Annotated in this window: 20 protein-coding genes and 1 pseudogene; 4 read left to right on the forward strand and 17 right to left on the reverse strand. The window is 61.4% G+C overall.

The genetic code is table 11. From position 1 onward, the window contains the following. Window positions 1-31 precede the first annotated feature (31 nt). The gene (locus KBZ14_RS08115; protein WP_255117820.1) at window positions 32-640 is read left to right on the forward strand and encodes an HNH endonuclease signature motif containing protein; all 609 of its coding nucleotides are present in this window, start codon (window positions 32-34) and stop codon (window positions 638-640) included. On the opposite strand, the gene KBZ14_RS08120 is transcribed toward KBZ14_RS08115, so the two are convergent. From KBZ14_RS08120 to KBZ14_RS08160, 9 genes are all read right to left on the reverse strand, one after another. Next, window positions 637-1,383 (reverse strand): hypothetical protein, encoded by a 747-nt coding sequence (locus tag KBZ14_RS08120; protein WP_255117821.1) that lies wholly within the window; start codon window positions 1,381-1,383, stop codon window positions 637-639. The two genes, KBZ14_RS08115 and KBZ14_RS08120, sit on opposite strands and share 4 nt — an antisense overlap. Then, complete coding sequence (pglZ, locus tag KBZ14_RS08125) at window positions 1,380-3,410, reverse strand: BREX-3 system phosphatase PglZ (RefSeq protein WP_255117822.1); 2,031 nt, start codon at window positions 3,408-3,410, stop codon at window positions 1,380-1,382. The genes KBZ14_RS08120 and pglZ overlap by 4 nt, the downstream gene beginning before the upstream one ends. Continuing rightward, window positions 3,410-6,235 carry a DEAD/DEAH box helicase gene (locus KBZ14_RS08130; protein WP_255117823.1) on the reverse strand — a complete coding sequence of 942 codons (2,826 nt, stop codon included), beginning with the start codon at window positions 6,233-6,235 and terminating at the stop codon, window positions 3,410-3,412. The genes pglZ and KBZ14_RS08130 overlap by 1 nt, the downstream gene beginning before the upstream one ends. Then, entirely contained in the window at window positions 6,232-9,039 is a 2,808-nt protein-coding gene (locus KBZ14_RS08135) for a DNA methyltransferase (protein WP_255117824.1), read from the reverse strand. Before KBZ14_RS08135 ends, KBZ14_RS08130 begins: the two co-directional genes overlap by 4 nt. Window positions 9,040-9,226: 187 nt before the next feature. Then, window positions 9,227-12,955, reverse strand: a complete 3,729-nt coding sequence (locus KBZ14_RS08140) for a DUF6079 family protein (protein WP_255117825.1) — start codon at window positions 12,953-12,955, stop codon at window positions 9,227-9,229. Next, window positions 12,930-13,418, reverse strand: coding sequence for a BREX-3 system P-loop-containing protein BrxF (brxF, locus tag KBZ14_RS08145; protein WP_255117826.1), 489 nt, complete (start codon window positions 13,416-13,418; stop codon window positions 12,930-12,932). Before brxF ends, KBZ14_RS08140 begins: the two co-directional genes overlap by 26 nt. Window positions 13,419-13,578: 160 nt before the next feature. Then, window positions 13,579-14,676 (reverse strand): tetratricopeptide repeat protein, encoded by a 1,098-nt coding sequence (locus KBZ14_RS08150; RefSeq protein ID WP_255117827.1) that lies wholly within the window; start codon window positions 14,674-14,676, stop codon window positions 13,579-13,581. Continuing rightward, window positions 14,676-15,440, reverse strand: a complete 765-nt coding sequence (locus KBZ14_RS08155; RefSeq protein WP_255117828.1) for a hypothetical protein — start codon at window positions 15,438-15,440, stop codon at window positions 14,676-14,678. Before KBZ14_RS08155 ends, KBZ14_RS08150 begins: the two co-directional genes overlap by 1 nt. 71 nt (window positions 15,441-15,511) lie before the next feature. Next, on the reverse strand, window positions 15,512-15,922 hold the full coding sequence (locus tag KBZ14_RS08160) for a hypothetical protein (RefSeq protein ID WP_255117829.1): 411 nt from the start codon (window positions 15,920-15,922) through the stop codon (window positions 15,512-15,514). Between the two features lie 42 nt (window positions 15,923-15,964). Between KBZ14_RS08160 and KBZ14_RS08165 the strand changes: the two genes are divergently transcribed. Further along, window positions 15,965-16,222, forward strand: coding sequence for a hypothetical protein (locus tag KBZ14_RS08165; protein WP_255117830.1), 258 nt, complete (start codon window positions 15,965-15,967; stop codon window positions 16,220-16,222). Then, window positions 16,219-17,286: a hypothetical protein gene (locus KBZ14_RS08170; protein ID WP_255117831.1), complete on the forward strand. Its 1,068-nt coding sequence runs from the start codon at window positions 16,219-16,221 to the stop codon at window positions 17,284-17,286. The genes KBZ14_RS08165 and KBZ14_RS08170 overlap by 4 nt, the downstream gene beginning before the upstream one ends. Here the strand turns inward: KBZ14_RS08170 and KBZ14_RS08175 are convergent. From KBZ14_RS08175 to KBZ14_RS08210, 8 genes are all read right to left on the reverse strand, one after another. Continuing rightward, window positions 17,262-17,474: a hypothetical protein gene (locus KBZ14_RS08175; protein WP_255117832.1), complete on the reverse strand. Its 213-nt coding sequence runs from the start codon at window positions 17,472-17,474 to the stop codon at window positions 17,262-17,264. The two genes, KBZ14_RS08170 and KBZ14_RS08175, sit on opposite strands and share 25 nt — an antisense overlap. 523 nt (window positions 17,475-17,997) lie before the next feature. Further along, complete coding sequence (locus KBZ14_RS08180; protein ID WP_255117833.1) at window positions 17,998-19,092, reverse strand: serine/threonine-protein kinase; 1,095 nt, start codon at window positions 19,090-19,092, stop codon at window positions 17,998-18,000. Next, window positions 19,089-20,156 carry a serine/threonine protein kinase gene (locus KBZ14_RS08185; protein WP_255117834.1) on the reverse strand — a complete coding sequence of 356 codons (1,068 nt, stop codon included), beginning with the start codon at window positions 20,154-20,156 and terminating at the stop codon, window positions 19,089-19,091. The genes KBZ14_RS08180 and KBZ14_RS08185 overlap by 4 nt, the downstream gene beginning before the upstream one ends. A 9-nt stretch (window positions 20,157-20,165) precedes the next feature. Next, on the reverse strand, window positions 20,166-21,329 hold the full coding sequence (locus KBZ14_RS08190; RefSeq protein ID WP_255117835.1) for a PP2C family protein-serine/threonine phosphatase: 1,164 nt from the start codon (window positions 21,327-21,329) through the stop codon (window positions 20,166-20,168). 251 nt (window positions 21,330-21,580) lie between these two features. Beyond that, window positions 21,581-22,453, reverse strand: coding sequence for an RAD52 family DNA repair protein (locus KBZ14_RS08195; protein WP_255117836.1), 873 nt, complete (start codon window positions 22,451-22,453; stop codon window positions 21,581-21,583). Window positions 22,454-22,488: 35 nt separating this feature from the next. Further along, window positions 22,489-22,701 (reverse strand): hypothetical protein, encoded by a 213-nt coding sequence (locus tag KBZ14_RS08200; RefSeq protein ID WP_255117837.1) that lies wholly within the window; start codon window positions 22,699-22,701, stop codon window positions 22,489-22,491. An 85-nt stretch (window positions 22,702-22,786) separates the two neighbouring features. After that, a complete protein-coding gene (locus KBZ14_RS08205; protein ID WP_255117838.1) occupies window positions 22,787-23,410 on the reverse strand; it encodes a siphovirus Gp157 family protein in 624 nt (207 codons plus the stop codon). A 69-nt stretch (window positions 23,411-23,479) separates the two neighbouring features. After that, window positions 23,480-23,926 (reverse strand): SLOG family protein, encoded by a 447-nt coding sequence (locus tag KBZ14_RS08210; RefSeq protein WP_255117839.1) that lies wholly within the window; start codon window positions 23,924-23,926, stop codon window positions 23,480-23,482. Window positions 23,927-24,443: 517 nt separating this feature from the next. On the opposite strand from KBZ14_RS08210, the pseudogene KBZ14_RS08215 reads away from it, so the two are divergent. After that, window positions 24,444-26,056, forward strand: a pseudogene (locus KBZ14_RS08215) (IS3 family transposase). Window positions 26,057-26,770: the final 714 nt, after the last annotated feature.

A 26,770-nucleotide genomic window follows, 5' to 3' on the forward strand; every position in this document is an offset into this window, starting at 1 on the left:
CCAATCAAACAACCGAGGACTTGTTACCCGAGTGGGTGACCGGACCTACGCACGCAGCCGCCCAGCAAAGGGAGAGGAGCACTGCGAGCTGCCGACATTGTTCATCTGGGCAAATAAGCCCAGACGTCTTGTGGCTCGCTGCTGGACCCGCTGGACAGGAGAGAAGCTCGAGCGTGACTTCATCTATGAGGTGACGCGCTTTCGAGACGTCATCGATCTTCGAGGCGATACCCGCTATCACCAATGGTGCTCTCAACAGCTTCGGGAGCAGATGTGGAACATGAAGGAACCGGTTGCGGATGTCAGCGAGGAGCGCTGTCCTGAGCCCGAGACTGTTCATGAGCCTGACCGGCACAAGACCACGCGTTATCTCGAGCGAAGAAAAACACGACTGAGAACCCAGACGCCTTTGCTGACAGAGGAAGAAAAAGGGATCATTTCTGATCTCTATCAGCTCAGGGACTCACTCAATCAGGCTGCAGGCTATATCGCATACCACGTGGACCACATTAAGCCGCTAGCCCGGGGAGGCCTGCATCACCCAAGCAACTTGAGAGTAACAACATGCCGCGAAAACATGACCAAAGGGACGAAAGAATGGGAGGTGCCTCCTCCTGATCATCAAGTGATCGCTGGCTAGCTGGCTTGCGGTGCCTTGAGTTCAACCATGTCACCATCGACTCCTTGGCGATGAAGGTCGAAGACGGGCTCTTCTCTGAGGTCTGCCATGGTTAGCGAGTGGGTGAAAGGGAATAAGGCTGCATGATCCAGAAGCTGATTGGCAGGCAGGGAATGATGCTCATTGTCGAGCAGGAGCGCCTCGCACAGCAGTAGCGCAATCTCTTTGGAGACGGGCAGAGACTTTGGAGCTCGTCCATAAACGCCCCTGGTCTCGGTGTCTGCAAGAGCTCCCCAGTCCACAAGCGAACGGATGATCCGCTGCGTGGACTTCACCAGCACTGGACGCTCAGACCATTGCGCCACCATCCTCTTGGTGAGCTGGGCGAGGGAGAAGGTGTCCTGCAGTGTGAGCAGACGCCCTGCAGTTGCGACGACATCAGAGAAGACGGGATAGCTGGCGATCGCCATCGCCCAGTGCAAGGCGAGATGGTCACGCACTTTCGATACCTGGAAGGCGGCTACCGCCCGTGTCTTCAGGGGTTCAACAGCAGGAGGAACCTTGCCCCAGATCCTGGTGAGGACCGTCATGGTCTTGCCACGATCGCTATTGCATTTTTCTCCGCTCACCTTCCCTTCGAGGTAGTCCCACATTCCGGCCCTGAGTTCTTCCAGGGAGTCTCCGGCTGCTACCCGGCTGGCTGTCACCTCCAGCCAGTCGAGCGCCAGACGCCGATCAAAACCAATGATTTTGCGCCTGCTCATGCCGGCTCCTGGATGCGCACGAAGGGAACCAGGACCTCTTCCAGCGCGATCCCTCCATGGCCGAGCGTTTCCTTGCCCTGGGCGAGAAAGGCATCCACCCCGCGGGGAAGCAAAACGGAATAGTCAGTGGGCAGGCCGGGTCCTGGCCACAGGAGAGCGCTTGGTAGAGCCTGCTGCACCTGCGCCCGCAGCACGTCGTCGCGGAACACCCAGGCCCGCTCTCCCTTTTCCTCCGGAACAGTGCCCACGTTGGGACGACCGATCCCCTTGGCAGCAACGTTGCCGTGATCTGCGGTGACGTACACGGTGAAGTCCTGCACCAGCAGGGAGTCGATCAAAGCTCGGAAGGCCCCCTGCTGGCTCCACTGGCGCACCTGCGCATGCAACCCTCCGAGGCCGGTGACAACGCCGTGCAGCATTTCATCAACCTTGCCGACGACGATGCCAAGCGCCCGGCAGGTTGGGCGAGAGGCGAATTCCTTGACCTTCTCCAGCAGCTCGCTGTCGGCCTCCTGCGACCCCTGCCTGACGTAGGCCACAGCCGGACCCAGCAGGCCCTGCTCACCCCAAAAGCGCTCCCAGTGCTTGGGCTCCTTGCTGGTGGTGCCAATGCTCTGGGGGAAGAACATCGGGGCCTCTGCCGCGAAGATCGTTTGCCGGGAGACGGAGGTGATCGTGGGCACCCAGGCCCAGCAGACGCTCTCCTTGAGATCGAGCCCGCCAAGGGAGTCGCGCAGCAGCAGCCACTGGTCGAGGGCGAGACCATCGACGACCACCAGCGCGAGCCGCTTGGAGCCGCCGGCCTGCTGGTGAGCCAGGAAGTGAGCGACCTTGTCGAGGGTGATGGGCCTGGGGAGGGCCGGCAGCGATGACAACGCGCTGTAGCGCTGGAGCATCCAGCTCCCAAAGCCCTCCTCCAGGGCCAGCTGCAGGCGATCGAGCTGGGCGCTGGTCTCCGGGCTGAGGGAGCCACTGAGCTCGGTTCGCAGCACCTGCGCCTCGGCCCAGCGCAGAGCGAACAGCTCCCAGTCGCCGTGGGTGGCAGCAGCGCCTGGCAGTTCCTCCTCCAACAGCGGCAGCAGACGTTCCAGCCGGAGAGCTGTGTTCTCTTCCTGCTTGCCCACCACGCCGAGACGCATCCAGCCCGCTGGCACCGCGTCGGCAGCAATCGCCGTGGTGGGCTCCAGCAGGCCCTCGGCAAAGAGGTTGTCGATGAAGACGCGTATGTCGTCGTGATCAAACGGCAGCAGCTCGGGCCCGGGGAGCTGCGGAGCCGGCGGCTCACGCCCAGGAACCACCGCACACCCCTTGGCCTGCAGAAACACCGGCCAGCGCTCCTGGAGGAAGGAGAAGAAGGCTCCACGGTTGGGTAGCAGGCGCTCGAGGGGCCACTGCCGCCACTGCTTCTGGAGGCAGAGCTGCTCCAACAGGCGCTGATCGAGTAGGGGCGGGAGTTGTTGCTGGCGCAAATGGCGCCGCAGCAATAGGCGGAGCAGATCGACAGGTTGCCGGATCTGGCCAGGCACCACCTCGTAGAGGTGGTTGAGAAGGAAGTCCTGGGTGGCGTTGGCCCCCAGCTGCCCTGGGTTGACCCGCTGCAGGGCTTCACTCAAGGCATCGAACTGGCTGGGCTCGAGCTGGGAGAGAGCGTTGGGGTCGAGGCTGGGAAACAGGCTGGGCAGGCTGAAGCTGAACTCACGCTGGCTGGCGCGGGCCTCAGACAGGAGGTCGTAGGGGAGAACGGTGTAGACGGAGGCCTCGCCGCCGTTCACGACAACAACATGCAGCAGCTCTCCTGCCTCCCAGCGGGGCCGGCAGCGATGCTCAAACAGGTAGCGAAAGGCTACGGGGTCTTCGTAGGCCAGCAGCTCATAGCCCCGCTCGGCCACAACAGAGCGGAGGACAGGTTCGGCGAACAGCTGGTCGGGATCGTTGACGACCGTGAGCCGGCTAGCCGTGGCGCTCTCGACGGTGAAGCACTCCAGTAATGGCTGGCGCCAGCTCGAGGTCGGGTCGAGGTGTCCCATCAGGCCATAGCGGGAGCCAGGGAGACAAGCTGAAGCAGCGTCAGCGAGGGCAGGGTTTCCTGGCGCCGCTGGAACTCCTGCCGCCACTGCTGCTCCTCCTGCTCCAGCTGGGCGCGGCGGAAATCGCGAACCTGGGGAAGACCGAGCTGCTCGATCGCGCGCTGGCGGGCGGCAAAGGCCAGCTCCTGTTTGCGCCGCTCACGCTCCAGCCTTTGCTGGTGTTTGGCCTGCAGCTCATCGAAGAGGGGTCTGCCGTGCTGTTGAGCCAGCTGGTGGGCGTTGTCGTAGGCCTGCGCAGCCTCCAGCGGGGAGAGCTGGCCCTCTGGGAGGAGCTGCAGCTCCACCTCAAGGCTGATCAGCCGCTCCCAGATCAGACGAGCCGTGGGCTCCAGCACCCTTCCTTCCGTGGAGAGAAAGAGCGGGAGCATGCGCTGGCTGCGGCCCTCACTGGTCTGCACGGCCACCCGCCAGAGCGACCAGAGACCAGACACCTTGCCGGCGAGTTCTGGAAGGTGCAGAACCGGCACGGTCATCCCCGGTGCCCTGGGCGGCAGCGCTGCCGTGAGGGCACGCAGCCTCGGCTCCTCGAGGCTGAGGTGCAGCAGCCCCGCCTCTTTGGCGCTCTGCCGGCTGAAGGTGGCTCTGAGGTCACGGTGCCCATCGGGCCAGCGCAGATCCAGGCCACCAGCGGGGTTTGGCCGCACCTGTGCACCTTCCTCGGCCTGGGTTTGCAGCCAGGAGAGGGTCATGCGCTCGGTCCAGAAGGGCATCAGGTGGCCGGCAACGCGCTGGGCCGCCTGGGGATCGAGTTCCTCCGAGCTGGAGAGCAAGGAGGCGCCGTCATGGGCGGACTGGGCTCGGGCGCGGATCGCCTCGGCGAGAGCTGCCGCGCGGGCCTCCGCCTCTTCTGGGGTCAGAACGGCGTTGACGTAGAGCTGCTGGAAGTCGAGCCCGTTCTCTTCGGAATCGAGCACATCGGAGAGCTTGTCGACGCCAAACTCCTGCAGGATCCGCTCGAGCTTTTCTTCCAGCACCTCCCGCACCCTTAGCTCGACGGTGTCCTCCAGGGCGAAGTTGAGGGCCCGCACCACATGAGCCTGGCCGATGCGATCGACCCGGCCGATGCGCTGCTCCAGCTTCATCGGATTCCAGGGCAGGTCGTAATTGATGATCACGTGGCAGAACTGCAGGTTCAGGCCCTCGCCGCCGGCATCAGTGGAGATCAGGATCTGGGCCTCATTCGCGAAGGCCCGCTGGGCGCCCTTGCGCTCCTCCAGGTTCATGGAGCCGTTGAGCACCACGACGGGATAACCGCGCTGCTCCAAGATCTCCGACAGCATCTTCTGGGTGGGTACGAACTCGGTGAACAGCAGCACCTTGAGGGCTGGGTCGTTCTCGTCCCGCTGCAGCTGCTGGATCGTGTCGAGCAGGGCCTGGGCTTTGACGTCGATTCCCCGGGCCTCGCAGCGGCGGGCAGCGGAGAGCAGCAGCTCCACCTCGGCGCGTTCATTCTTGAGCTCCTTGAGGCGGCTGTTGAGCAGGGTTTCGAGCTGTTCCTGGCCCTCCAACTCAGCCCAATCCTCACCCACATCTTCCCCAAACAACGTGAGCTGGCCGGTGGGCAGCTCCAACACCTGCAGGCGCCGCTCCAGGGCGGTGCGAATCGCAGCGGTGCTGGAGGTGACCAACCGCTGCATCAGGATCATCAGGAAGCCAACGCCGGGCTGCTTGTCGCGCAGGGCCTGGTTGTAGCCCTCACGCACGTACTCGGTGACGGCGTCGTAGAGCACCCGCTGCTCCAGCCGGGCGCTATCCCAGGCGACGGAGACGAGCTGGGTATGGCGCGGCTGAAAGAGTGGCTCTCCCTTGTCGTTGATGGCCCGGCGCTTTTCGGTGCGGATCACGTAGGGGGCGACGTTCTCCCGGGTGACCGAGCTGTCGTCGGGAAGGGCGTCGGGATCGAGGAAACCGAGCAGGCGGCGGAAGGCATCGGTCTTGCCCTGGTGCGGAGTGGCAGAGAGCAGCAGCAGATAGGGAGAGGCTTGGGAGAGCCCCTGCCCGAGGCGGTAGCGGGCCACGGTTTCGGTGGAGCCGCCGAGGCGGTGGGCCTCATCGATCACCACCAGATCCCAGCCCGCGTTGATCAGGTCGTCGAAGCGTTCGCGGTTGTAGCGAGCCACCTGATCAGGGCTCCAGCCGCGGCGGGAGTCCATCGGTTTGACGGAATCGAGGGTGCAGACCACCTGGTTGTGCTGCTTCCAGAGGTTCTCCTCGGGGCCGACGCCCAGCAGCTGCCGCCAGGCAGCGAAGTTTCCGGGCTGCACCAGGTGGAAGGTTTCGTTGAAGTGGGTGTCGAGTTCACTCACCCACTGGCTCACCAAACCAGCCGGTGCAATCACCAGAGAACGCTTGACCAGCCCGCGGACTTTGAGCTCTCGAATCACCAGGCCAGCCTCGATGGTTTTACCGAGGCCCACTTCATCGGCCAGCAGGTAGCGGACGCGATCACCGGCCATGGCGCGTTGCAGCGCCTGGAGCTGGTGGGGCAAGGGGATGACAGAACCTTCCAGTGGGGCAACCAGGGCGTCGTGCTCAAAGGCATCGAGGATGCGCGACGCAGCTGCAACGAAGCTGAGCTGGTGAAGGCTGGTGGGGCTGGCCTGCTCCAGGGTTTGCAGTCGCGCGACCGGCAGACGAACCACGGCATCGCGACGGGTCAGCCAGACCTGGGCCGTGGGGATGCCCCATAGGTCTTCCACAGCGATTAGCCGGCAGGGCTCGCCGTGATCCAGCGAGTGACACCAGTCGCCGGCTGCGAAACTCATGCGTCGTCGCCAAGCCGGGTCTGGGCGTTATCGATGTACATGAGGAGCTTTTCGTCCTCCTGCAGCACCGCCTCTGGGAGCTTGGTCGCCACCCTGACGATGGTGGCGTAATCCCGCTCCTGCCAGCAGGCCTTGAAGCCAGCCCGTACTGCTTCCGTACGGAACTGCTTGATGCGGCGTTGGTTGCTCTCTTTGATGTCTTCGAACTCCTTGAGCAGGGCACGCTCACGGATCTGATCGAGGTCGGCCTGCTTATTCGGATCTGGCACGTACCAGCGATCACGCGCCTTCTCTACCAACTTGGAATCCCCCTTGTCCAGATTCCGCAGATCTTTGAAGTTGGTCGAGAGATAGCTGTGGATCTGGCTCGGCACCGGGCCGCGCCCGTCGTAATGCAGGAAATTCTGCTCAAGGATCACCTTGAGCTCAACGGTCTGCTCATGCTTGGCCCAGGCTTGAAGCTCGCGCATGAACTGTGGCTGCAGATCCTGAAAGCTCTGCGGCTTGTCTTGCAGCTGCTGCCGAATCCACTGAATCGCACTGTGCTCATCATTGACAAAGAAGCTGAGCTGGCGCAGCTGAGTAGCGGTGGTGCGTTTGCGGTCGTATTCCGTGACCTGATCCGGAAGGAAATACATCCCATCACGCTCAGGGAAGCGTTGCTGTAGTCCCTGGAGAAACTCCGGTCCTGAAAGAGGCACGCTGATGCCACGCTGAACATGGAATGCGATCATGCGGTCCAGCAACATCTGAGCCGTACGCTCCACCACAAGCTCAACCTCGCTGTAGCGACCCACAAAAACAGGCACGTTGTGAAGATGCTCTCGAACAAATGCCCAGGCTCCGTCAGTGGATGACTGTCCAATTTCAAATCGCTTACGAAGCTCCTCAGTAGGCTTGTAGGCGGAGATAACGAGGTCTTGTTTTACCGCAGAACTTGTGACCTGACGGTATGAACCCTGCTGTTTGTCAAGTGTTCTCACATCCGCGACAACAAAGCCAGCTGCTCCCATCGCCTCTTGAATAGCCCGCCAGATCCCATTGCTCGAGTTACTAAAGACAACTGTCATCCAATGACCAGGCTTGAGAAGCCTGTTGTATCGCTCAAAGCATTGGCGCATAAGCAACTGGTAGTCACTGGATCTCTTGTGTTTGGCTTGATCGACAATTGCCTCGCCCTCGGAGGCAGTTGTAACCCCATGCCAGGATTCGACCAAGAAGTTGAGATCTGCGTAATAGATATTTTCCCCAAAAGGAGGATCGGTAAATATATAGTCTACCGAGGATTCAGGCGCTGCTATTCTAGCGCAATCACCGGCTTGCAAAATACTTCCGCCAAGACATGAAGGCATATGCTCGAATGCGCTATTCAAGCGGCCCAGCTTTGTGGTTTTTCGCTGTTGATCATGAAGAAGGTACCAGGGCGACACTTCGGCGTGCTGAGAGGCGACATAGTAAACTCCGTTTAGCGCGCGATTTACCTGAGAGAAATGGGAAGGGCTATATCTATTTAGCAATGACATTCCCCAGATTGACTGCTCAACAAACCACAGAAGCATTCGCCTAGTAGAGGGGTCGCTCGACGCTGATGCTTTGCGCCACAGAGCAGCTAGTGAGTGAATTGCTCTGGGAAGAAACAAATGATGCGTTCGAGAAAACCCCTTTGGCTCAAGTCGCGAGCCATGAGACATCTTTGCAATTGGGAAAGGAAGGCTCGCAGCATCAGCAGGATAGGGCAGGTCTTCAATCTTTTTGATGACCTCGATATCTGCATCAGCTACTGGGCGCTCGCAGGTATTCGCTCCTATATTGTAATTTATAAACGCAGGCCGCAAGCCTATCCTTTTCCAAGGCTCTTGCGTGATCGGATCAACACGGTTTTCAAAAGTGCGCTCAACCCTGTCCTTGTTAAGCTGCGATCCACAATGGGGACACGGGAATATTTCCCTGGTTTTCTTCGTGGCCAGATCTAGCGCCTCCTTTACGAAGTTGATCTCTCCAGCACATTCAGGGCATGTAAAGATCTCACTCCACACTGTGAAGTTGATTCTCCCCTTGCTTTTGCCATCTGTGTGAAGGACTTCATACATCCAGCCAAGCTCGGACAGGAGCTCATCGAGTATTCGCCGGGCTTCTTGATCAAATCTCGCTAGATCAAAAGGCAGGTTGTACCCCGAAGCAATAAAAGATGCTGCTGGCCCAAGGTCATTTAGGAGCGCACGCCGTACACCCCATTCGGGAGGTTCGTGGCCCTGCGCCTGCCAAAGGGCCTCAAGTTCATGGCGGTAAGTAAGAGGAGCAGTCCCACACCACTGAGCCGCAAGTCCTGTCATCCCAGAGCCGCAAAAACCGTCGAGAACAATGTCTCCTGGCTTGGTGTAGTGCAGGATCGACGGAACGATCGCTAGGTGCGGCACTTTGGTGTGATAACCGTGTGCCTTGTAGAGCTGGTCTGTTTTGCCGACGCTCACGTCAACGGCGAAGGGCTCCCGCTCATAGACCTCATCAGGGTCATACGGCTTGCCGTAGCAGCGGAAAAAGTCTTCTAGGAATGGATTCGGGCAGGCGGTGTAATACGGCGGATCCGACATCCGTAGAATTGCTTCATCGCTGCCTTGAGGAAAGCCGGGTATTTTTCGGAACTCATGATCCTGGAGCTTCTCCTTCAGCAGCGCCAAGAAGTGTTCCCGCCGCGCCTGCTCGTTCTCAAAGGTGAGCCCAAGGCATTCCACCGGACCGGTCTCCTTCCTCCCTTGTCGGAGCTCCAGGGTGCCTTGCTGTTCCTGTGCCGTGGTGCTGGTCATGGCTGCTGGGTTGAAAGCGGTGGGTTGAGGGCGTGACTTGCTGGCCCTAGAGGTGTGTTCAGTACTGACCTTGCTCTGGTGGAGTGGATCGGCCCCGGTAGCCCACAGGCGCTCCTCGACTTGCTCGGTGACTTGCGCGGTCACATGGCCGGTGACTTGCTTGTTCTCTGATCAGCACGGACATCACCTACTCCAGGACCAGGCGCACCTTGGCCTTGTCCTTGCCCTTGGTGCGTTCGTTCAGGTAGTCGGCAAAGCGATCCTTCAGTTCCTCAAGGGTGCAGGGCAGCCCACCTGAGGTGAGCGCTGCCCGCAGCTGCTCCTCGGTGAGCACCACCTTCTCCAGGCCCTGAAGCACCTCCTGCAGGGCCTTGAGCAGAGCTGGTTCAATCGGCTCCGGCAGTTCCCGGCTTGCCAGAAGTTGCTCCAGCGCAGCTTTGCCGCTGCTGTCGGTGACGAGCTGCAGGTTGCCTTCCACCGTGGGGTCTTCCAGGTTGCTCAGCAGCCGCTGGCACCAGTCGGCCACCAGGCTGTCGAGCCGTTCATCCAGCCCACTGATCAGCTGCGTTGGCTTGGTGGACACTGCTGGCTCTTCCGCTGGACGGAACTTGCAGTGGGGGCAGACCGGACTCTGCTCCAGATCAGGGCGCCCGAGGCTGAAGCAGGTCTTGAGACCGAAGAGGGTGTTCTCGAAATCGCGGAGCTGCTGGGCGGGCATCATCTCGACCTTGGCCAGCTGCTGCAGCTGCTTCAGGCGCGGGTCCTGGGTGAGGCGCACCTTGCGCTGGTCATCGGCTTGGTTCAGGCGCGCCTTGGCGTGACGGTCGAGGTAGTTGTCCTGATAAGTGGCCTTGAGCTGGGCCAGGCTCTGGCCGAGCTGGCGTTGGAAGCCGGCATCGGCGCGGTGCTTCGGGCTGGTGATCTTGGCCAGCAGCTCACGTTTTTGCTCGGCAACCCCCTGCACCCAGGCATCGTCTGAGGGCAGCACCGCCTCGGCTGTGCCCAGGTACGCGGTGAGCGGCCCCACATGCTGAACCAGGCTGAGCAGCTCACCGACCTCGCGGACCAAGGCCAACGGCGGCTTCTGGCCGGTGATGACCTCAGCGGTATGCGGGAAGTTCTTCAGCTTGCCGGAGGAATTGAAGGGCTGCAGCGACTCCAAAAAACGCTGGAGGTTCTGCAGCGCCGTGCGCCACTCCCCCTGTTCTTGTTCTGAGAGCAGGGGCCGCCCCCAAAGCGCCAGGTCACCCAGCTGCCCCTGAGCGGTCACGACCTTCTCCACCAACGAGGCCACCGTGGTCTGCAGCTGGGCAACCGCCTCATCCCGCTTCGCTGCGTTGGCGATCAGACCCGGGGGCAGGCCGATCAGCTCGAACAGCTCCTTGAGCGGACCCAACGGCAGGTCCCGGGGTCGCTCCACATGCTTGAACTGGAGCAGCTCTTTGACGCTGGTCTTACTGAACTGGTCGATCTCGCTGGCATCGATCTTTTTGCCGGTGATACTCAGGACCAGATCACCGCTGTGCACCAGCGAGGCGAGCACCACGACCAGGAACTCCGGCTCCAGCCGGAAGCGAGTCCAATACTCAATCCCCGCTTCCTCGCCGACCAGCTCTGAACGGTTCAGCACCTGGCCGTCTCCCTTGTCGCTGAGCTGCTTCAGCGCCTGCTTGGCGTAGCGCGAATCCCTGGGGCGGAGCTGGTCACCATCCAGCAGCTCCAGGGCATCGAGCACCGAGGCCCCGAGCTTCCCCTTCACGCTGCCCGCGATCCAGCGCAAAGCGTCCTGGGCCGCTTGCTCCCGATTGTCCCGGGTGATCGTCGTTGTGAATACCGGGTAATCCGGGCACTGGTTCTCGAAGCAGGCAGAGAGGCAAGAGGCTGCAGCTGCATCCACCGCATCCTTCACGCCGCCTCGATCGCCAGAGCGGGCCAGGCCACCCTTGAGGCGTTCGCCCAGCAGCTGCGCTGTGCCCTGGTGGGTGACCTCACAGCAGCTGGACAGGTTCAACTGCAACCACTGTGTAAGGGAACGCAGCTGCTGCATCGCCTTGTCTTCGTAGATCTTCTTGTTGCTGCCCGAGGCAGTAAGCGCCATTTCGCGTGCACCGGCGTAGAGCTTCACTGCGCTGTGGAAGTTGGCGTCATCGCCTGGCTTGAGGCGGAAGAACACCTCATCGGCTTTCCTCTCATCCTTGAAATACGGGGGCTCGTAGGGCTGCAGGAAGTAGAGGTAGAAGTCGCGTGGCGGCTGGGCTGTGGAGCGCTCATTCGGAGCGCCAAAGAACAGGTAGCCGCTGCGACCAGCGCGGTGCTCACGCCACTCCAGTTCGTGCTCCCAGATGCGGTAGCCCGTCACATAGGCAGGCGCATCGGGCTCTTCAAGAATGACTCGCCGCAAGGCATCAAAGTAGTATTCATCAAGCTTGCTGTCATCAAGTGTCTCGGCTCGCTTGTCAATCAGCGAGTCGAAGTCGATGTCTTTTTTGAGGTCAAGATAGTATTGGCCGTTCTCTGCGTTGAATGACAGGAACTGACCGCTGACCGTTTTCAGGATCTCGCGGAGAACGGTCTCAACGGTTGATTTGAGGAAGTCCGCGTCCTGCTCAGGAAGTGGCAGCAGCAGGCAGAGATCATCACGGAGTTCCTCTGCCGTGGCCCCCATCGGCGTGAAGATGTCGCCAGTCGTGAGTCGATGCACGGAGAGAGCGTGGATGATCCTCAGGGCCGCCGGCCTGTACTGCGGCCTTGTAAACGCCTGCTGGATGCGAGCCTCCAGCACATCACTCTTCTCGATGACATCGCGGATGTCAGGCACAGAGCGGAAGGAGGGGTTGTCCTTCAGCGTCATCCAGTACGAGTCGTAGGCAATCAGCCCTGGATCATCACCAGGCACCTCCTTATCTAGTAGCGAGCGGATGGCCGAGCTGAGGGTCTTGAGGACCTCCCGCTTCTCGGCCGCATAGACCCGCTCAAAGGTGTCGAGATAGGCAGGATGAACCGGGTAGAGCCGGACGAATTCTTCCAGCCGCTCATTCATCGTCGCGTACAGCTGGGTGAAGCCCTGCAGGTGCTCACGTACTAAGGCCTGCTGCTTGCTGTCTTTCTTCAGAATCCGCTGTGCCACCACGTAGGCCACGTCTTCACGGGCGATCCGCATCTGCTCGAAGCGATCCTTGACGCGCCGCAAGCTGTCCGCCGCGAACTGGAAGTGAGGATTGTCGAAAAGGCTTTCCTGGACGCCACCAATGAAGCGGAAGCGTGAACCCTTGCAGAACTCCCCGATGGCACGCAGGAAGTTGAGGTTCCGCATCAGCTCCTGCTCCCGGTTGGAGCGCAGGTAGTCGAGCAGCTCGTCGAGAACAAACAACAGGCCCTTGTCGGGGAAGACCTTGGTGAACTCCGCCATCAAGGAAGCGAAGACCTCCTTGTGATTCTTGACCTGGTCCTCTGGTGGGATCTCAAAATGGACACCACGCTCCGCCAGGGCCTCCTGAAGGCTCTCCAGCACAAACTGGCGGAGCGACATCGAGGAGTTGATCTCTGCGCGGACAACGACAAACTGTCCCGCAATCTTCTCGGCTGCTTTGGCAACACCAGGGTTTGTCAGCTTCTCAGCCAGTTCTGCCTTCTCTGCCACAGAGGAGATCACCGCCAACTGGTGCGACTTACCTGTACCGTAGTTGCCGACAACCAGAAGCCCCTTGTTATCCGCAGGCTCCTGGAATTGAAGTTGCTGGAAAATCACACTCTCCAGCTGCTCGCCCATGCGATCAGAAATCACAAAGGTCTGCACCAGCCTGAGGGCTTGGTCGTCGCGTTCAGCTTCGTTGAGCTGAACGACCGTTTCAATCGGATCAAACTGAATCAGGTCTGAATATTTCATGTCTTCACGCTCCTGCCAGGCCGTGAGCATCGGCGGTCAGAATCTGAACGTCCTTGACGTCGAGGCGTCGATACTCTGGGTGGTCAGGAGTGCCGTAAATGAGCTTGCTAGCGCTGTACTCTCCTTGCCAGGCCGCGATCACGGTGTGATTTCGAGATGCTCGTTGGAGCGCCATCATCGGCTCTTGCTGCAAGGCGGGGTGAAAGAGCAAGCCAATGTTGTCCAACATGCTCACCGTCTGCTTGCCTTGCTCTTCGATTAAGTCCCTGACGATGTCCGCTGTTCGCAGTCGTCTTTGTTTGCTCGTGAGATCCAGGAGCCGCTCGGAAAGGTCTTTGTTGAGATTCAGAAGGCTCCAGCCCTTGGCTGATTGGAGCTCATTGAAAGCCTTGGTCTTCCCGCTCCCAGGGGGACCAGCCACCACGACCAGACGGTAGAAGCTCCTCGCTGCGATCTCGGCTTGCTCAGCGATGGCGCGGGCCAGGTCTCTCATGGGCAAGGGTGGTGCAGCCTATTCAGCTGGGACTCATGATGAGCGGCCTTTGTGTAGTCCGCTGCGCCCAGTTTGCCGCCAGCACAGCGCAGGTGCAGCGTGGCTTCTCCCGCTCCCACCCGGTCACGCCCAAGTGATGCAGCCCGTGCATTGTTTGCGTCTACCGGACATGCAGCCTCGCCGCCTCCTCGTACTCCGCCTCGATCCCCAGCCCTGAGTCCTCATCCGGCGTCAGCCGCTTCATGCCCACATGGATCAGGCAGGCCAACGCCAGGTCGCTCCAGCTGCCGGGCAGGGTCTTGAGCGTGCGGGAGCTACCGGGTTCGTTGATCTGCAGCCCGCCCTGCCCCACGGCTGCCACCTCGCTGAGCACCGCCATGAAGCGCTGCTGATCCATCCCCTCGAAGAGCTGCAAGGCCTGGAGGCAGTAGCTCACGGCGTCCTGCCGGAGACCCTCGGGCTGATCGGCCCGCAGATCGCGTGCGGCGATGGTTCCCCGGAGCTCCTTGGCCTTTTCGCCCAGCTCGCTGTAGGGCTGGGCCTCGATCACCCGCAGCAGCAGTCGGTCTGCCTCGACGCGGTGCTCGTCTGGATCCAGCGCCAACAAGGCCTGGGCCAGGTTGTAAGTGGTGATCAGGTCGTCTGGTGCCACCGCCAGCGCCTGGCGAAACCGCCCAGCCCCAGCGGTCAGGGCCCCGGCGATCACCAGCAGGCTGCCGAGGCTGCGCAGGGCAAAGACGTTCTGGGGCTCCAGCTCGATTGCGGCCTCCAGGGCCTGGCGGGCTTCTGCCTTGTCGCCCTGGCGTAGGGCGGCCAATCCCAGCGCCACCTGCGCATTGGCCTGCGCGTGGGCATCGCCCGCGTTGGCCACTACGGCCCGGCGCAGCAGCTGCCGGGCCTCCTCCAGCTGGCCCTCCTCACTGGCGAGCACGCCGAGGTTATAGAGGACCTCTGGGTGTTCGGGCTGCAGCTGCAGCAGGGTTTCCAGCAGGGGCCGGGCCTCAGCGAACCGGCGTTGCTGCAGGAGCGGAACGATAGAGGCCATCGCCGGTGCCTCCGGCGGCGCCGGCTCCCAGGCCACCTCGATGCGGCCCGCGGCGAACACCACCGATAGCTGCCCTCCCATGGAGGCGTAGGACGTCTGGAAGTAGTCGGTCACGGCCCGGTGGAAGGCCTCGGTGCCAGGGGTGCGGGATCCCTCCGGCAGCAGGGAGGCATCAAAGCTGGCCTCTTCGATCGAGAACGCCGTGCCTTCCATCAGGGCGTCTTCCAGACGTACCAGCGCGAGAGCCCCAGCTTCTCGGCCCAGCCATCGACGATCTCCCGATCCGGGTCCGCCGTGACGGGCTCGGCGCGGCTTATGGCGATCAGCTCCCTGGCCAGAGCTTCAAACCCTGCCGCCTGATATGGGATCGCCAGAGGCGGGATGCCGACCAGCTCAGCGGCCTGGAAGGCATAGGCGGCATTCATTGCCCGGCTGGCCTTCACCACGTCGGCGGGGCTCATCTTGTCGACTTCGGCGTTGAGGCAGGGCACGTTCTGCTGCACCTGGCTCTGCAGCACCGCCGTCTGCAGGCCGCGCAGCTCCGGCACCTGCTCGAACAGCCAGCGATCGGCCCACAGTCCCGGCCCCGTTGAGCGCAGCTGCACCATCAGCCCGTCGTAGAAGCGCAGCCCCGCCTGCCGTGCCTGGGCCAGGCCGAGGCGGCCCTTGAACAGCTTCTCCACCTGCGTCACCACCTTTTCTTTGGCCTCCCGCTTCTCGGTGAGGTTCACCCGTTGCTCGCCCGGCACCTGCACGATCCGCAGTAGCAGGGCGGCCTCAAAGGCCACGTGGTAACTGCTGGCCTCATCGGCATCGCGGTAGGTGATCAGATGCGCCTGGTAGTGGGCCGTGGCCGGCCGCAGGGTGGCCAGGGTGGCCAGGTCGCTCTGCTGGGCCACCGCCACCCGCAGGCCGCTGGTCTCCTCCACCTGCTGCAGCAGACGGTTCACAGCTGGCAGGAGTGCATGGGCAGGCATCGCCAGGCCGTGAGGAGATCGGGGGAGACCCCACGCTATCGGCGGCCGTGGGCCCTCCCCCAGAGCTGTCCTCAGCCGAAACCCTTGGCCGGTCCCCGGCTGCCCGGCGGCAGCAGCGGGATCTCGATCACCGCACCCTGCTCCACCGGGTAGCCATCCACCTGCAGGTGCAGGTCGCTGCAGACCAGCGTGAGTGGTGGCTCCAGCTCCAGGGCCTCCATGAACACCAGCACCACGTCCTCACCAGGGCGGATCGCATCGGGGTGGCGCTTGACGTCCTGCTGGAAGCGCAGCGCTGTGTACTTCTTGAGGTCGGGCCGGGCCGAGAGCACGTTGGTGCGCAGGAAGCGGCCATTGCCGTACTCGGTCTGGTTCACGAACGTGTCGTAGGGCTGATCGCCATCGGGCCCGGGTAGCTCGTCCTGGGTGGTGATCCGGATGTCCTTCACGGCAGGGCTGGGCGTGGGCAGTGCACCCAGCATCCGTGATCCGGCCAGGATGGGGCAGGCCTGTCAGCAAGCACCGTGAGCGCACCCCTGCAGATCGGCGACACCGTTCGCTTCTCCCGCGCCTTCCTGCAGTCGATGGCCATGGTGAGCGGCCCTGACGCCCCCACCAGCAGCGGGCCCTTTGCCAGAGGCACCGTGACCGCCATCGCACCGATCACCCCCAACAGTCCGATGGTGCTGGCGACCGTGAGCTGGGCCGATGGGGCCACCACTCAGGTGAACGTGACCAACCTCGAGCTGCAGCCCGGCAACCCGCCGCTCACGCCTCGATGAGCCGGCTGACACCGGAAGCGATCCGGGCCAGCCAGACGGAGCTGCCGCCGATCGCCGCGGTGATCACCGAACTGCGCCGTCAGGACCCATACATCCAGCAGGAGCAGCACCGCTACCGCTCTCCGCGGGGCTTCCAGAGCTGGCCCAACCACCTGGCCTATGCCGCCCTGATCGAGGCGGGCCTGCAGGTGATGGACAAGCTGGATGACCCGATCGGTTTCTGGGCCGCCACCACCTGCCGCTGGGCCCGGAGCGTGGAGGCCCCGTCTCGCTTCCTCGCGCCGGAGCTGGCCGAGGCATTCCGCCGCACGCCCTCTCCCCGTCTGGATGAGGACTTCCCGCAGGTGCTGCCTTGCTTCCGGCTGATGCTCCCGGATGGCGCCCTGTTCACCGAGGACAGGGTGCCAATCCCGGTGGTGATCGTGGCCGACCTGCGGGTGATGGCCGACTGGCTCCCGCCCCAGGCGCAGCGGATCGGTGGCATCAGCTGCGTTGGTTTGGCCCTCGACGGCACCAGCTACCTCACCCGCCATTCCTTCCAGCAGATCGGCGAACGTCATCCCACCGCGGGAGACCTGAGCCATCCGGCCTGGCAGTGGGATGAGCAGGCGGTGCAGAGCACCAACCAGAGGAAGGAGGGCCTGGCGATCAACGCCCTGCTGGTGCAGCTCTACCAGCCGGAACTGCTGTCCACTGGCCCCGCGGCCAAGGTGCGCAGCGGCAAGGGCTTGTCGGTTGGCGGTGCCGAAGAGAGCGGCGCTGTGAGGCCCCAGGGTCCGGTATGGATCGGCAAGGACTTCCGGCTAGATCGCACACCAAGGGCTCCATCAGCCGGGACCGCAGCTGGCACCAGCAGCAGCACGCCGGCCCCACTGGCGACGGGGCCATTGGCACACCGTGCTGCATGGCGAGAAGCGTCAGAGCCGGCGGATGCAGTGGTTCCAGCCGGTGTACGTGGGGCTGAGCTGAGCACATCGACCCGGACGCGACCCACACCCCAAAGGAGAAAACCCGGCGGGGATGCCGCCGGGCAACAACCTCAGAGCACCTGCACCCTGGCCTGAGGCCCGAGCAGCTGCTGCTGATTGGAGGCAAGGATCAGGGCCTCCTCACGGGGCACGTAGTGCGGCTTAGCCGAGATGTGCCCCTCGCGATCGAGGAAGAGAACCCTGAGAAGCCGGCCAGCGGCATCAAGCAGATGCACCGAGACGATGCGGATCGGGCAGGCGCGGCTGAAAGGAGTGGCGGCCATGGCTGTGCTGGCGAACGACACCGCCGTCAAGCCCCGGCGCCGCCTGCGCCGCGCAAGGGGCGCGGAGCGCAGCGCAGCGACTCGCGTCAGCCCTTGCGCGGTGCGCAAGCCGGGGCAGGCAGGGTGGCGTGATCGCCAGGGCAGCTGTCCCGACTAGTACCAAACCGCCAAGGCAACGAGTGCGCTACGAGGCAATCGACGGGAGCCGGCCTTAGCCCGGAGCACCCCCTTGGACAATCTGGATACCTGTCTTTCTTCGAGGCTTTGTCTTCTCCTGAGTGGGCAGCAGGATGAAGTTGGCGCGTTTATTCAGACGCTTAGTGAGCTGACGCAGCGTTTCCAGCTCACCCTGGCCATTCTCGAAAGCATGGAGGGCCGCCGAGACCTTCCTAATCGCCTGAGGCTCAATGCCCCTTGATCTGGCCTTCGCGATTACAGCTCTACAGTGAGCCGTGAAATTAGAGTGACTTGACATATCCACCCGGCGGCCGCCTGGAGATTGAAGCAAAGACCAAAGCCTTAATCAAGATCGATCCTCCTGGTTGAGAAGAAGAACAGGATGTGCACGAGGATTGGGGTGACCAGGAAAGCAGGAGAAACAGACTTTTGTGCCAACAGTCAACTTGGGACCGTAAACGCTCTTGTTGTTAAAAAAGACCTTGTTGCCATCTTCATCCCGAATCTCTCCATAAGCCCCAGATGGGTGAACGAAGATGCACTCCCCGAATCTTCTCTCCGAGACCGTGTAGCACAAATCAGCGCATCTAGCAGACAGCTCCTGTGCGCTTGGTCGGTCTCCCGGACTCGGGCTCAAGCACTGAACAATAATGTCAGCGAGATCATTAACAAGCGGATTAAACTGCGTCCTCCCAGGAAAACGAATTGGACGCTCAGGAATCTCCGCTTGCTGGATTTTTCCAACAGCGCCAAGGCCACGGCCGTACGGAGGGTCGCCCGTCAGCAGTTCATAGATCATTGCACCTACAGCCCAAATATCAGAGGCCATTCCTGCGCTCCCATGAGGCTTAAGAACCTCAGGGGCCATATACGGAAGAGCGCCAACTACAGTTTTGGATGCGGACATTGTCTCATCACCACCCACAACAGCATCATCAATTTCTTCACTGGCCATCTTTGCGATGCCGAAGTCAGTGATCTTAAGCTCGTGCACTTCGGGGCCACCAACAAACATTACGTTGCTGGGCTTAAGATCGCGGTGAATTACATCAGCACGGTGCGACGCCGCCAAGCCTTTTGCCAGGTGGTGCAGAATCTTTGCGACAAGTGAAGGATCAAGCGCAAAGAAGGGCTCAAGCAACCCCTTCTTAATGTCTAGACCATCGATAAACTCCTCGACAAGATACTGAGCATCTCCGTCATTTAAGTAGTCTAATGTCTTTGCTACGTTCGGGTGATTAACTCTGGCGCTGACAACCGCACTTCGCCCGAATCGCTTATCGGCTGAAGTATTCTTTGGGGTCTTAATGGCAACATCACGATGCAGATGGAGATCCCTCGCAAGATAGACTTCCTGCATGCCGCCCTCCCCCACATAGCGAGCAATCCTATAGCGTTCACCAATCAGGTCGCCTGATGAATGCAATAACCTACTTTTCATAGCACCACCTCTGGATTTGAAACGTCAAAAGTAGCGAATGCCCTTTTGTCCCCATTACCTCCTAGGGTGATCACACAACTCTTCGGAAGTGTCTCCCCTGCGGAAACAAGTCGATTGTTGACAAGCACATCAGCTGTCACCTCTTTGACGACAAAGGCAAAACCGTTGTAGTGAATGCCAATTACCCACTCATTACCGCCAGGCTTATCGCTGAGAACAAGCCGAACTGAAGCGTGGCTGGCATCTATGGTCCTAACGCTATTAGAGGTGACTAGTAAGCCCTTGTGACTACCTTTAAGCAAATAGGCTTCCAAGGCCCCTCGAAGTAGAGAGATTGATGGCCTGGCGGTCGGCTCAATCGCAAGCGCTCCATCCAATAGATCGCAAATATTGGGAGGTATCTTAAGGGCCAAAGAAGAAAAACTTGGCGGATTTCCCTGTCGCACAGGTGCGAGGCTAGATGGCGGATCCTCACCGGACAGATACCATGCAAGTATCCCGAAGGCATAGACATCAACAGCAGTAGTAAATCTCGCATCACCTGGATAAAGCTCAGGCGCTGCATAACCAAACGTGCCCGCAAAGCCTTGCGTCTCACTGTTAACCTCTGAAAAGCGTGCAAGACCAAAATCAAAAATCTTCACGATGCCCGACCCGTCTTCCCTGATGTTGTCCCGCTTGATGTCGCGGTGGATCACTCCTTGATTATGGAGGTCCGACAAACCAGACGCTACCTGGTACAGAATAGAGACGTATCTGGCAAGAGAGTCTTCACCTGCACCAGCGATACTGAGCTCAGGACCCTCTAAATATTCTAAAACGATTCCATAGCATGGAGCACTCTCATCTCTGAACACATCGTAAATCTGTACGACATGTTTTGATCTGACATTCTGGAGAGCAGATATCTCGTCAAGAAGACGGCGTTCATCCTCCGGATCATCAACAAACTTGATTGCTACCTTTCTCCTCAGAAGAGTGTCCTTACAGATATATACACGACTCATCCCGCCACGCATGGGCCTCTGTAGCGGTTCATATCTGGTGGGTATATGTCTCTCCATGGCTAGCCCCTAGTCCTCCACGACCTCGATGAGAAGCTGGGGCTGACCCTTATTGCTGCCTTCATGAAGCAATGATGGGTCGGTGCCAGCATTGTCTGATCGAAGCTCAACAGACTGCTGCCCCTCAATGGACGAGGCTGGGGTTTCTGATGAGCTCCTGGAAGAAACCCTTTCAGGCTTCGATGGGGTTCGACGCCTGCTTCTCCGTACAGGCTCTGAGTCCTTACCTCGAAAAAAGGCAGCACTTTCTTGCCTAGTCGTGAGTTCGTACTTGCCCTGCACACCCCAGATCTCTAGAGATCCATGCCCTTCATGAACTCCATTATGAAGGGAATCAGTCGTTCCATCCCAAATGGCAACTGTTGCATTGTCTTTGCCCCCAGTCCAGTCTGCAAGAACCGTCAAACGCTTGGCAAGCTCAACAACGTTTACCGAGTTCTTGACAATGTCAGAGAACACCTTGGCGTCTATTCCATGAGCTCCATCGCTTGTCAAGAAAATACATTTGAAGGAGCTTAAAGTAGAGGATAAGTCAATGGGATGGGGAACAATTCCTTTGCCCATTCCGACAAACTGCAATAGCTCTCCCATTCGACCGTGCAAGCTGGCTGCAGAGTCCTCAGGAAGGAGGTTGGCCAGGGTGTCATCCTTTGAATACTGTTGCAAGCCGCCATCTTTCCACACCCCATAAATGCGGCTATCCCCAACATTCACGCCAGCCAGCTCACCGCTTCCAGAAGCGGCGACCGCCGAGAGAGTGGATCCGCCACGGCCTCCAAAACGACGATAAACGTCGTCATTGGCTACCTGGACAGCCATGCAGAGCTGGTCAACAAGCTTTCCAGACTTTTTGGCCGAAAAAGCCGCTACGAATGAACTCAGAGCAAGCTCTGCGGCGGTCGCACCATCGACCATGCCACCCATCCCATCGCAAAGCACGAGGGCTTGCACCGCGGGCCACTCAGGGGCTTGCGGGCGCAGCCTTAGGAACAAAGACCTGTCTTGGTTCTCTTCACGCTTGCCGATAGAGCTTGAGATAAAGGCAAGTCTTTTTTCTACTAGAAATGAACCCGTATTTTCATTCTCCCTCAACCATCGGAGCACAGCCGACTTGACTTCTTCTCGGAAGGAGCCGGCTACGGCCACACTTGCTGGAGCATAGGACCATTCCATTTTAACCGTCCTGAGGTGAAGTGGGAAGTGCGCAACGGTTCCCCTGCCGCCAGGCTTGTATCGCCAAGCGTTTATCTAGTCAGGCAGCAAAGATCGCCGGGCGCAATCTGCACACAGCTGAAACACTGCTATCTCGCACGAACTTCCGGTTTCTGAACACAGAGGCTTGCGCACACGTACTGAGAAAGTCTTTACAAGCCATCATGACCAAATCCATCCTGGAGAGCAGCAAAGGATGGGCCAGCTTTCCACTAGCCTTGGTGATGCTGCACCAAAAATGCCTCGATCCAGTCGTGATGTCGCTGCTGGCAGATTCGATCAGCTATCGAGGGAGCATCAGCCGGTACTTGGAAGCGCTTGCGGAACGCCTTGCTGAATCCGTCCAGCATCGGGGCAGGCAGGGTTCGGATGGTGGCATGCAGCTGGCGAATTCTGGCCGGATCGAGGGGTGCCAGGCCTGGGTCGAGGCCTGGTGGCGGGGCTGTCCCGGCAGGGTCCGTTAAGGGTGGCTCAGTTTTCGCTGTCGCCTGGGACTGTGATCCCAGGCCGTGGGTTCTGACCGTTGGCGGGATGGCAGCTGGCGGCACTACACGCAGCGGCGTGGTCCTCGGCCGGCTGGCCTGGCTACTGCTGGAGCGATCCCCAGAGCTGCCGGCCCCGCTGGTGACCTCGCGTTGCTGCTTGTCGTAGAGGGCAAGGCCGAAGGGGTTGCCGAAGGTCATCAGCGCCCGCTTCATGGCATCGGTTTCGGCCTCCTTGAGGGCGGATTCATGGGCCTGGCCCAGGTCGGCGTCGATGCCGTGGCCGGCCCCGCAACCCTCCCTGATCACCGCTGCTGCACTGGTGGGGCCGCCGACGGTGACGCGGACCCGGGCGGTGTAGGTGACGCCCCAGCCGGGCCTCTGGTCCCGCCCAATGGTGCGCTCAGCCTGGCTGACGCAACGGACCTCGATGGTTTCCCGCTGCCAGCCATCGAACCCGAAGATCCGATTGGCTTCCGCGATCACCTGCCACCCCTCCAGGTAGCTGACCTTGGAGCGGCCCTGCTCGCGCTGCTTCACCTTGGCGCGATCGAGGGGGGCGGAGAGGCAGGCGATCTGCTCGGTGGAGAAGGTGCACGTCATGGCTTCGAGGGGGTGAGTGGGAACAGGAACCGGGATCAGTGGGTGGAGGTTTGAGGCGGCAACGGCTCGATCAGCACCCAGCAGGGCGGCTCGCTGCAGTGGATGTGATCGGGCGAGGGGCGGCGGCCGGGCTTGCGGGTGATCGGTACCACCCAGCTGCTCAGCCGTGTGGACCAGATGTGGCCCCTGGGCCGCGGGCTGGTGGGTGTGGTGGTGGAGCTGGCGCTGCCGTAGGTGGAGAGATCCATGGCTTTTGAGGTGGTGAGGATTTCGACTGGAGGCGTGTCTGGGCCTGCCCCTGCAGCAGGCCGATGAGGAGGGGGCGCTGCCCCGTCAGTGGATGCGCCAAGAGCGACGGGAGACGAGCTGGGCGCCAGGGATGAGGTGACCGGCTTTGAGGGCCTCCTTGATGGCGGCCTTGTCCGGCTTGCTGGTGGTGGTGACAGTGAGCCACTCGGGATCGAGGGCTTCTTCGTCGTCGATCACCACCGCTTGGGCCTTCCTGCTGCTGAGCTCGTGATTCGGGAAGGAGAAGCGGGTGGCCGATGGCTGCAGGCGGGAGAGGACCAGGACGAGGGAGTCCTCCAGGGCATCGGCCCGGGAGGCATCGGAGCGAGACAGATCGGTGAGCCGCTTGGCCTGTTGCTGGCGGTAGGCGGCCTGGCCGCGCAGGTGCTCGATCACCCAGCAGGTGGCGTCGGCCTTGGCCGCAAGGGCCTGCTTGTTGCCCTCTTCGGCCAGCAGGGCGGCCTCCAACTCAGCGAGGGCCCTGGCGCGGGTGTCGCCGTCATCGGATTCCAGCTGCTCGGCGAGTTGGCCGATGGCGGTGGTGAGCTCCTGGGCCTCGATGCCCAGCTGCCAGAGGGAGCCGGAGCGCTGGAGGGAACAATCAGGACCAGAGGCTTCCGGGGCCGAGGCAGGGGCGGCAGCGGTGGGGAAGGGGGTGAGAACGGCCATGACGGTGAGAGGAGGGATAGGGAATGGAGCGGGAGGCGCCACAGAACGCCAAAGACTTGTGGTGGGTGATCAGGAGCGGACATCGCCAGCCGGCACGGCCCAGAGCCCGGCCGATGGGCTGACCTCGGCCACCGCGATCGGTACCGGGGAACGGGAGGCCATGCAGCGGGCCTGCTGCACGAGCGAGGCGGTGCCAGGGCCACCGGGGAACGCCACAACCAGCACCGAGGCGTTCGAAATCGGGGAGGTGTGGGCCACGGCCCGGGCAATGGCCTGCTCGAGCAGCTCCCGATTGCGGATCGGCCCAGCCGCCCGGCCATGCCGATCCCACTGGGCTGGCATCACCACGGAGGGCCAGCCCAGCTGATGGGCCGCGCGGCCAATGGCGGCATCGGCGCCGCGGGCCCCGCCATGGAGAACCAGATGTACCAGCCGGCCGCCAGTGCGGGCCAGCAGCTCAGCGGCAACCCGCTGATGGGGCCAAGCCAGATCCCGGCCGCCCCCTGCCGCGATCACCAGGGATCGAGCCGGTGCAATCTCCGGACGTGATGGAATACATAAAGCCATAGATTCGGCTGCCAAAAGTGACAACTGATCGGGGCATCACAACCGCTCAGGCATACGCAGCGGTGATGGCGAGACCAGGGATTAGGTTGCCGCCGGCGATGGGCTTGGGGCCTTTGGCGCAGCCCTTATTCTACCAGTACAGGTGCACTATGGAAGCAGCAGAGCAGCTGCAGTGCAATGGATCTGAATGAAGCCGAGCCCAGGGCGGACAGAGATAGAAAGTACCGATGAAGCCCGCCAGATTCGGCGCCCAAGATCTCAGCTCGCGCAGTCGCGCGTGGCAATTTGACGCCTCACTTCAGCCCCGCCTTACAGGCAGAGGACAGCCGCGCCACCGCAGCCGCGGGAAAACGGCCTTGCCCGCCACCTCCCATCACCGGCCCTGGAGCGGAGGGCGGCGGCCCCCGGGTTCAGGAAAGATGTCACCCCTTTCATCCGTACACCCGGGGGCTTGAGGACATGACCAATGCGTCGTTACAGCGAGGCCATCAAGGCTGATGTGAGGAGGCGAATGAGCCCGCCGTACAGGCAGAGCGTGGCCCGGATTTCAGAAGAGCTGGGCATCCACGTGATCACCCTCTACAAATGGAGGAAGTCCTGGCGGTTGCAGGGAGAGGTGGTGCCGGCATCCGAAAAGGACCCTGACGGCTGGAGCGCCGCCGACAAGTTCACGGTGGTGCTGGAGACCGCCGGTCTGAATGCGACTGAGCTCAGTGCCTACTGCCGCGAGCGTGGTCTCTTTCCTGAGCAGGTGAGCCGCTGGCGTCAGACCGCTCAGGATGCCAACGCCAAGCCGGTGCTGACGATGGCCGAGCAGAAGGAGCTCGAAAGGTTCCGTGCCCAGGACCAGCGGGAGATCAAAGCACTCAAGAAGGAGCTGCAGCGCAAGGAGAAGGCCCTGGCGGAGGCGGCGGCCTTGCTGGTGCTGCGAAAAAAGTGGGATGCCTTCTGCTCGGAGGACGCGGAAGGTTGACCAGCGCCGCGAACCGGCGACAGGTGATCGAGCTGATCGGCGAGGCGAATGCCGCTGGCGCAGGCCTGGTGAGCGCCTGCGGTGAGATCGGCATCTGCCTGCGCACCCTCAAACGCTGGCGGAAGGCCTTTCTGGGTGATGGGGACGGCAAGGACCGCCGTAAATGCAGTCCCCGCCATGTCGCTCACCGACTGAGCGAGGAGGAACGCCAGCGGATCCTGCTGACGTGCAACCAGCCGGAGTACGCCTCGCTGCCACCAGGCCAGATCGTGCCGGCCCTGGCTGATCAGGGGCTGTTTATAGGTTCAGAGAGCAGCTTCTATCGGGTGTTGCACCAGGCGGGGCAGTGCCACCGGCGTGGGCGTGCACGGCTTCCGCAGGAACCCCGCTCCGTGCCGCGCCTGATGGCGGATGGCCCAAACCGGGTTTGGAGCTGGGATATCAGCTTTTTGCCGACCACGGTGCGGGGTGTGTGGCTGTACCTCTATCTGGTGGTCGACGTCTGGAGCCGCAAGGTGGTGGCCTGGGATGTGGCCGAGGTGGAGTCGGCTGAAATCGCGGCGGATCTGGTGCAGCGGGCCTGTCTCAAGGAGCGCTACCGGCGGCCCAGCGGCTTTGGCAGCCACCAGTGCCACCAGCCACTAATCCTCCACGCTGACAACGGCAATGCTATGCGTGGGGCCACGCTGGAAACGCGGCTGGAGGAGATGGGAGTGCTCAGATCCTTCTCCAGGCCAAGGGTCTCCAACGACAACCCCTACTCGGAATCCCTGTTCCGAACGGTCAAGTACCGGCCCGACTACCCCAGACGGCCATTCACCAGCAAAGACGAGGCCTGCGAGTGGGTGGTGGCATTTGTGGACTGGTACAACCACCGGCACCGCCACAGCGGTATCAAATTCGTGACGCCCCATCAGCGTCACAGCCGAGCCGCCAAGGCCATTTGCCAGCACCGAGCCGATGTCTACGAAAGGGCCCGGCAATCCAATCCAACACGCTGGAGCCGGAGCACCCGCTGCTGGCGCCAACCAGAAGACGTGTGGATCAACAAGCCACCAGAAGAGCCGGAACCGGCCCAGGCGTTATCCTTGATTCAGGCCGCCTGAGTGGCAGCCAAAGAGTGACAACTTTCCTGAAAGTCACCGCGGCGGCTGGCCGATGCACGCCACGGCGCAGCCGTGGCACGCTGAAGGACGGCCGTCGCCGACCGAAGCCACTGCTGAAACCGCAGGGGATACGACGTTGGCTAACCCATGCAGCCAATCTCTCGCCACGCTGGAATCAACTTTCTGATCTTGCTTCTACCTCGCGGTCTCGGCAAAGATTTTCCATGGACAAAGGAATGCTGGGCTTGCGTAAAGAGAACGCCCTTCGCAGAGCAGCCCACGCCCCTTTGCCCCATGCCCACCGGCTCCAGCCTGCGCCTTCTCACAGCAGGAGAGAAAGCAAAAACCTTCTCACAGACCTTCTCACATCCAAGCCTGAGGGTTTATGAGACTCACGGGGGCGCAAGCAGTTCGGCCAATCAATCGAGAAGCTTCCCAAGCTGAACGTCGCCGGTTCGAGCCCGGTCACCCGCTTGGCCACACCAAATAACTCCAGTGATGCCCCACTTGGTCATGGCTTGGGGCTCTGAGAACTCAGCCCCTTGGCTTGATCAGTTGCAGCACTTGGGGGCCAATACTGCCAGCCCTGCGCTCGCAATCGAGAGCCATCAAAATGCGGCGAGCCGATTCCGCCACATCTCCAGAGGCCGCAGCTGCTTCCGCCACAGCTTCGTGGCCGGCGGCTTGCCGGATGAGATCGGCCCGACGGTCACC

The organism is Synechococcus sp. HJ21-Hayes, assembly GCF_024345835.1.
Lineage (GTDB): Bacteria > Cyanobacteriota > Cyanobacteriia > PCC-6307 > Cyanobiaceae > Vulcanococcus.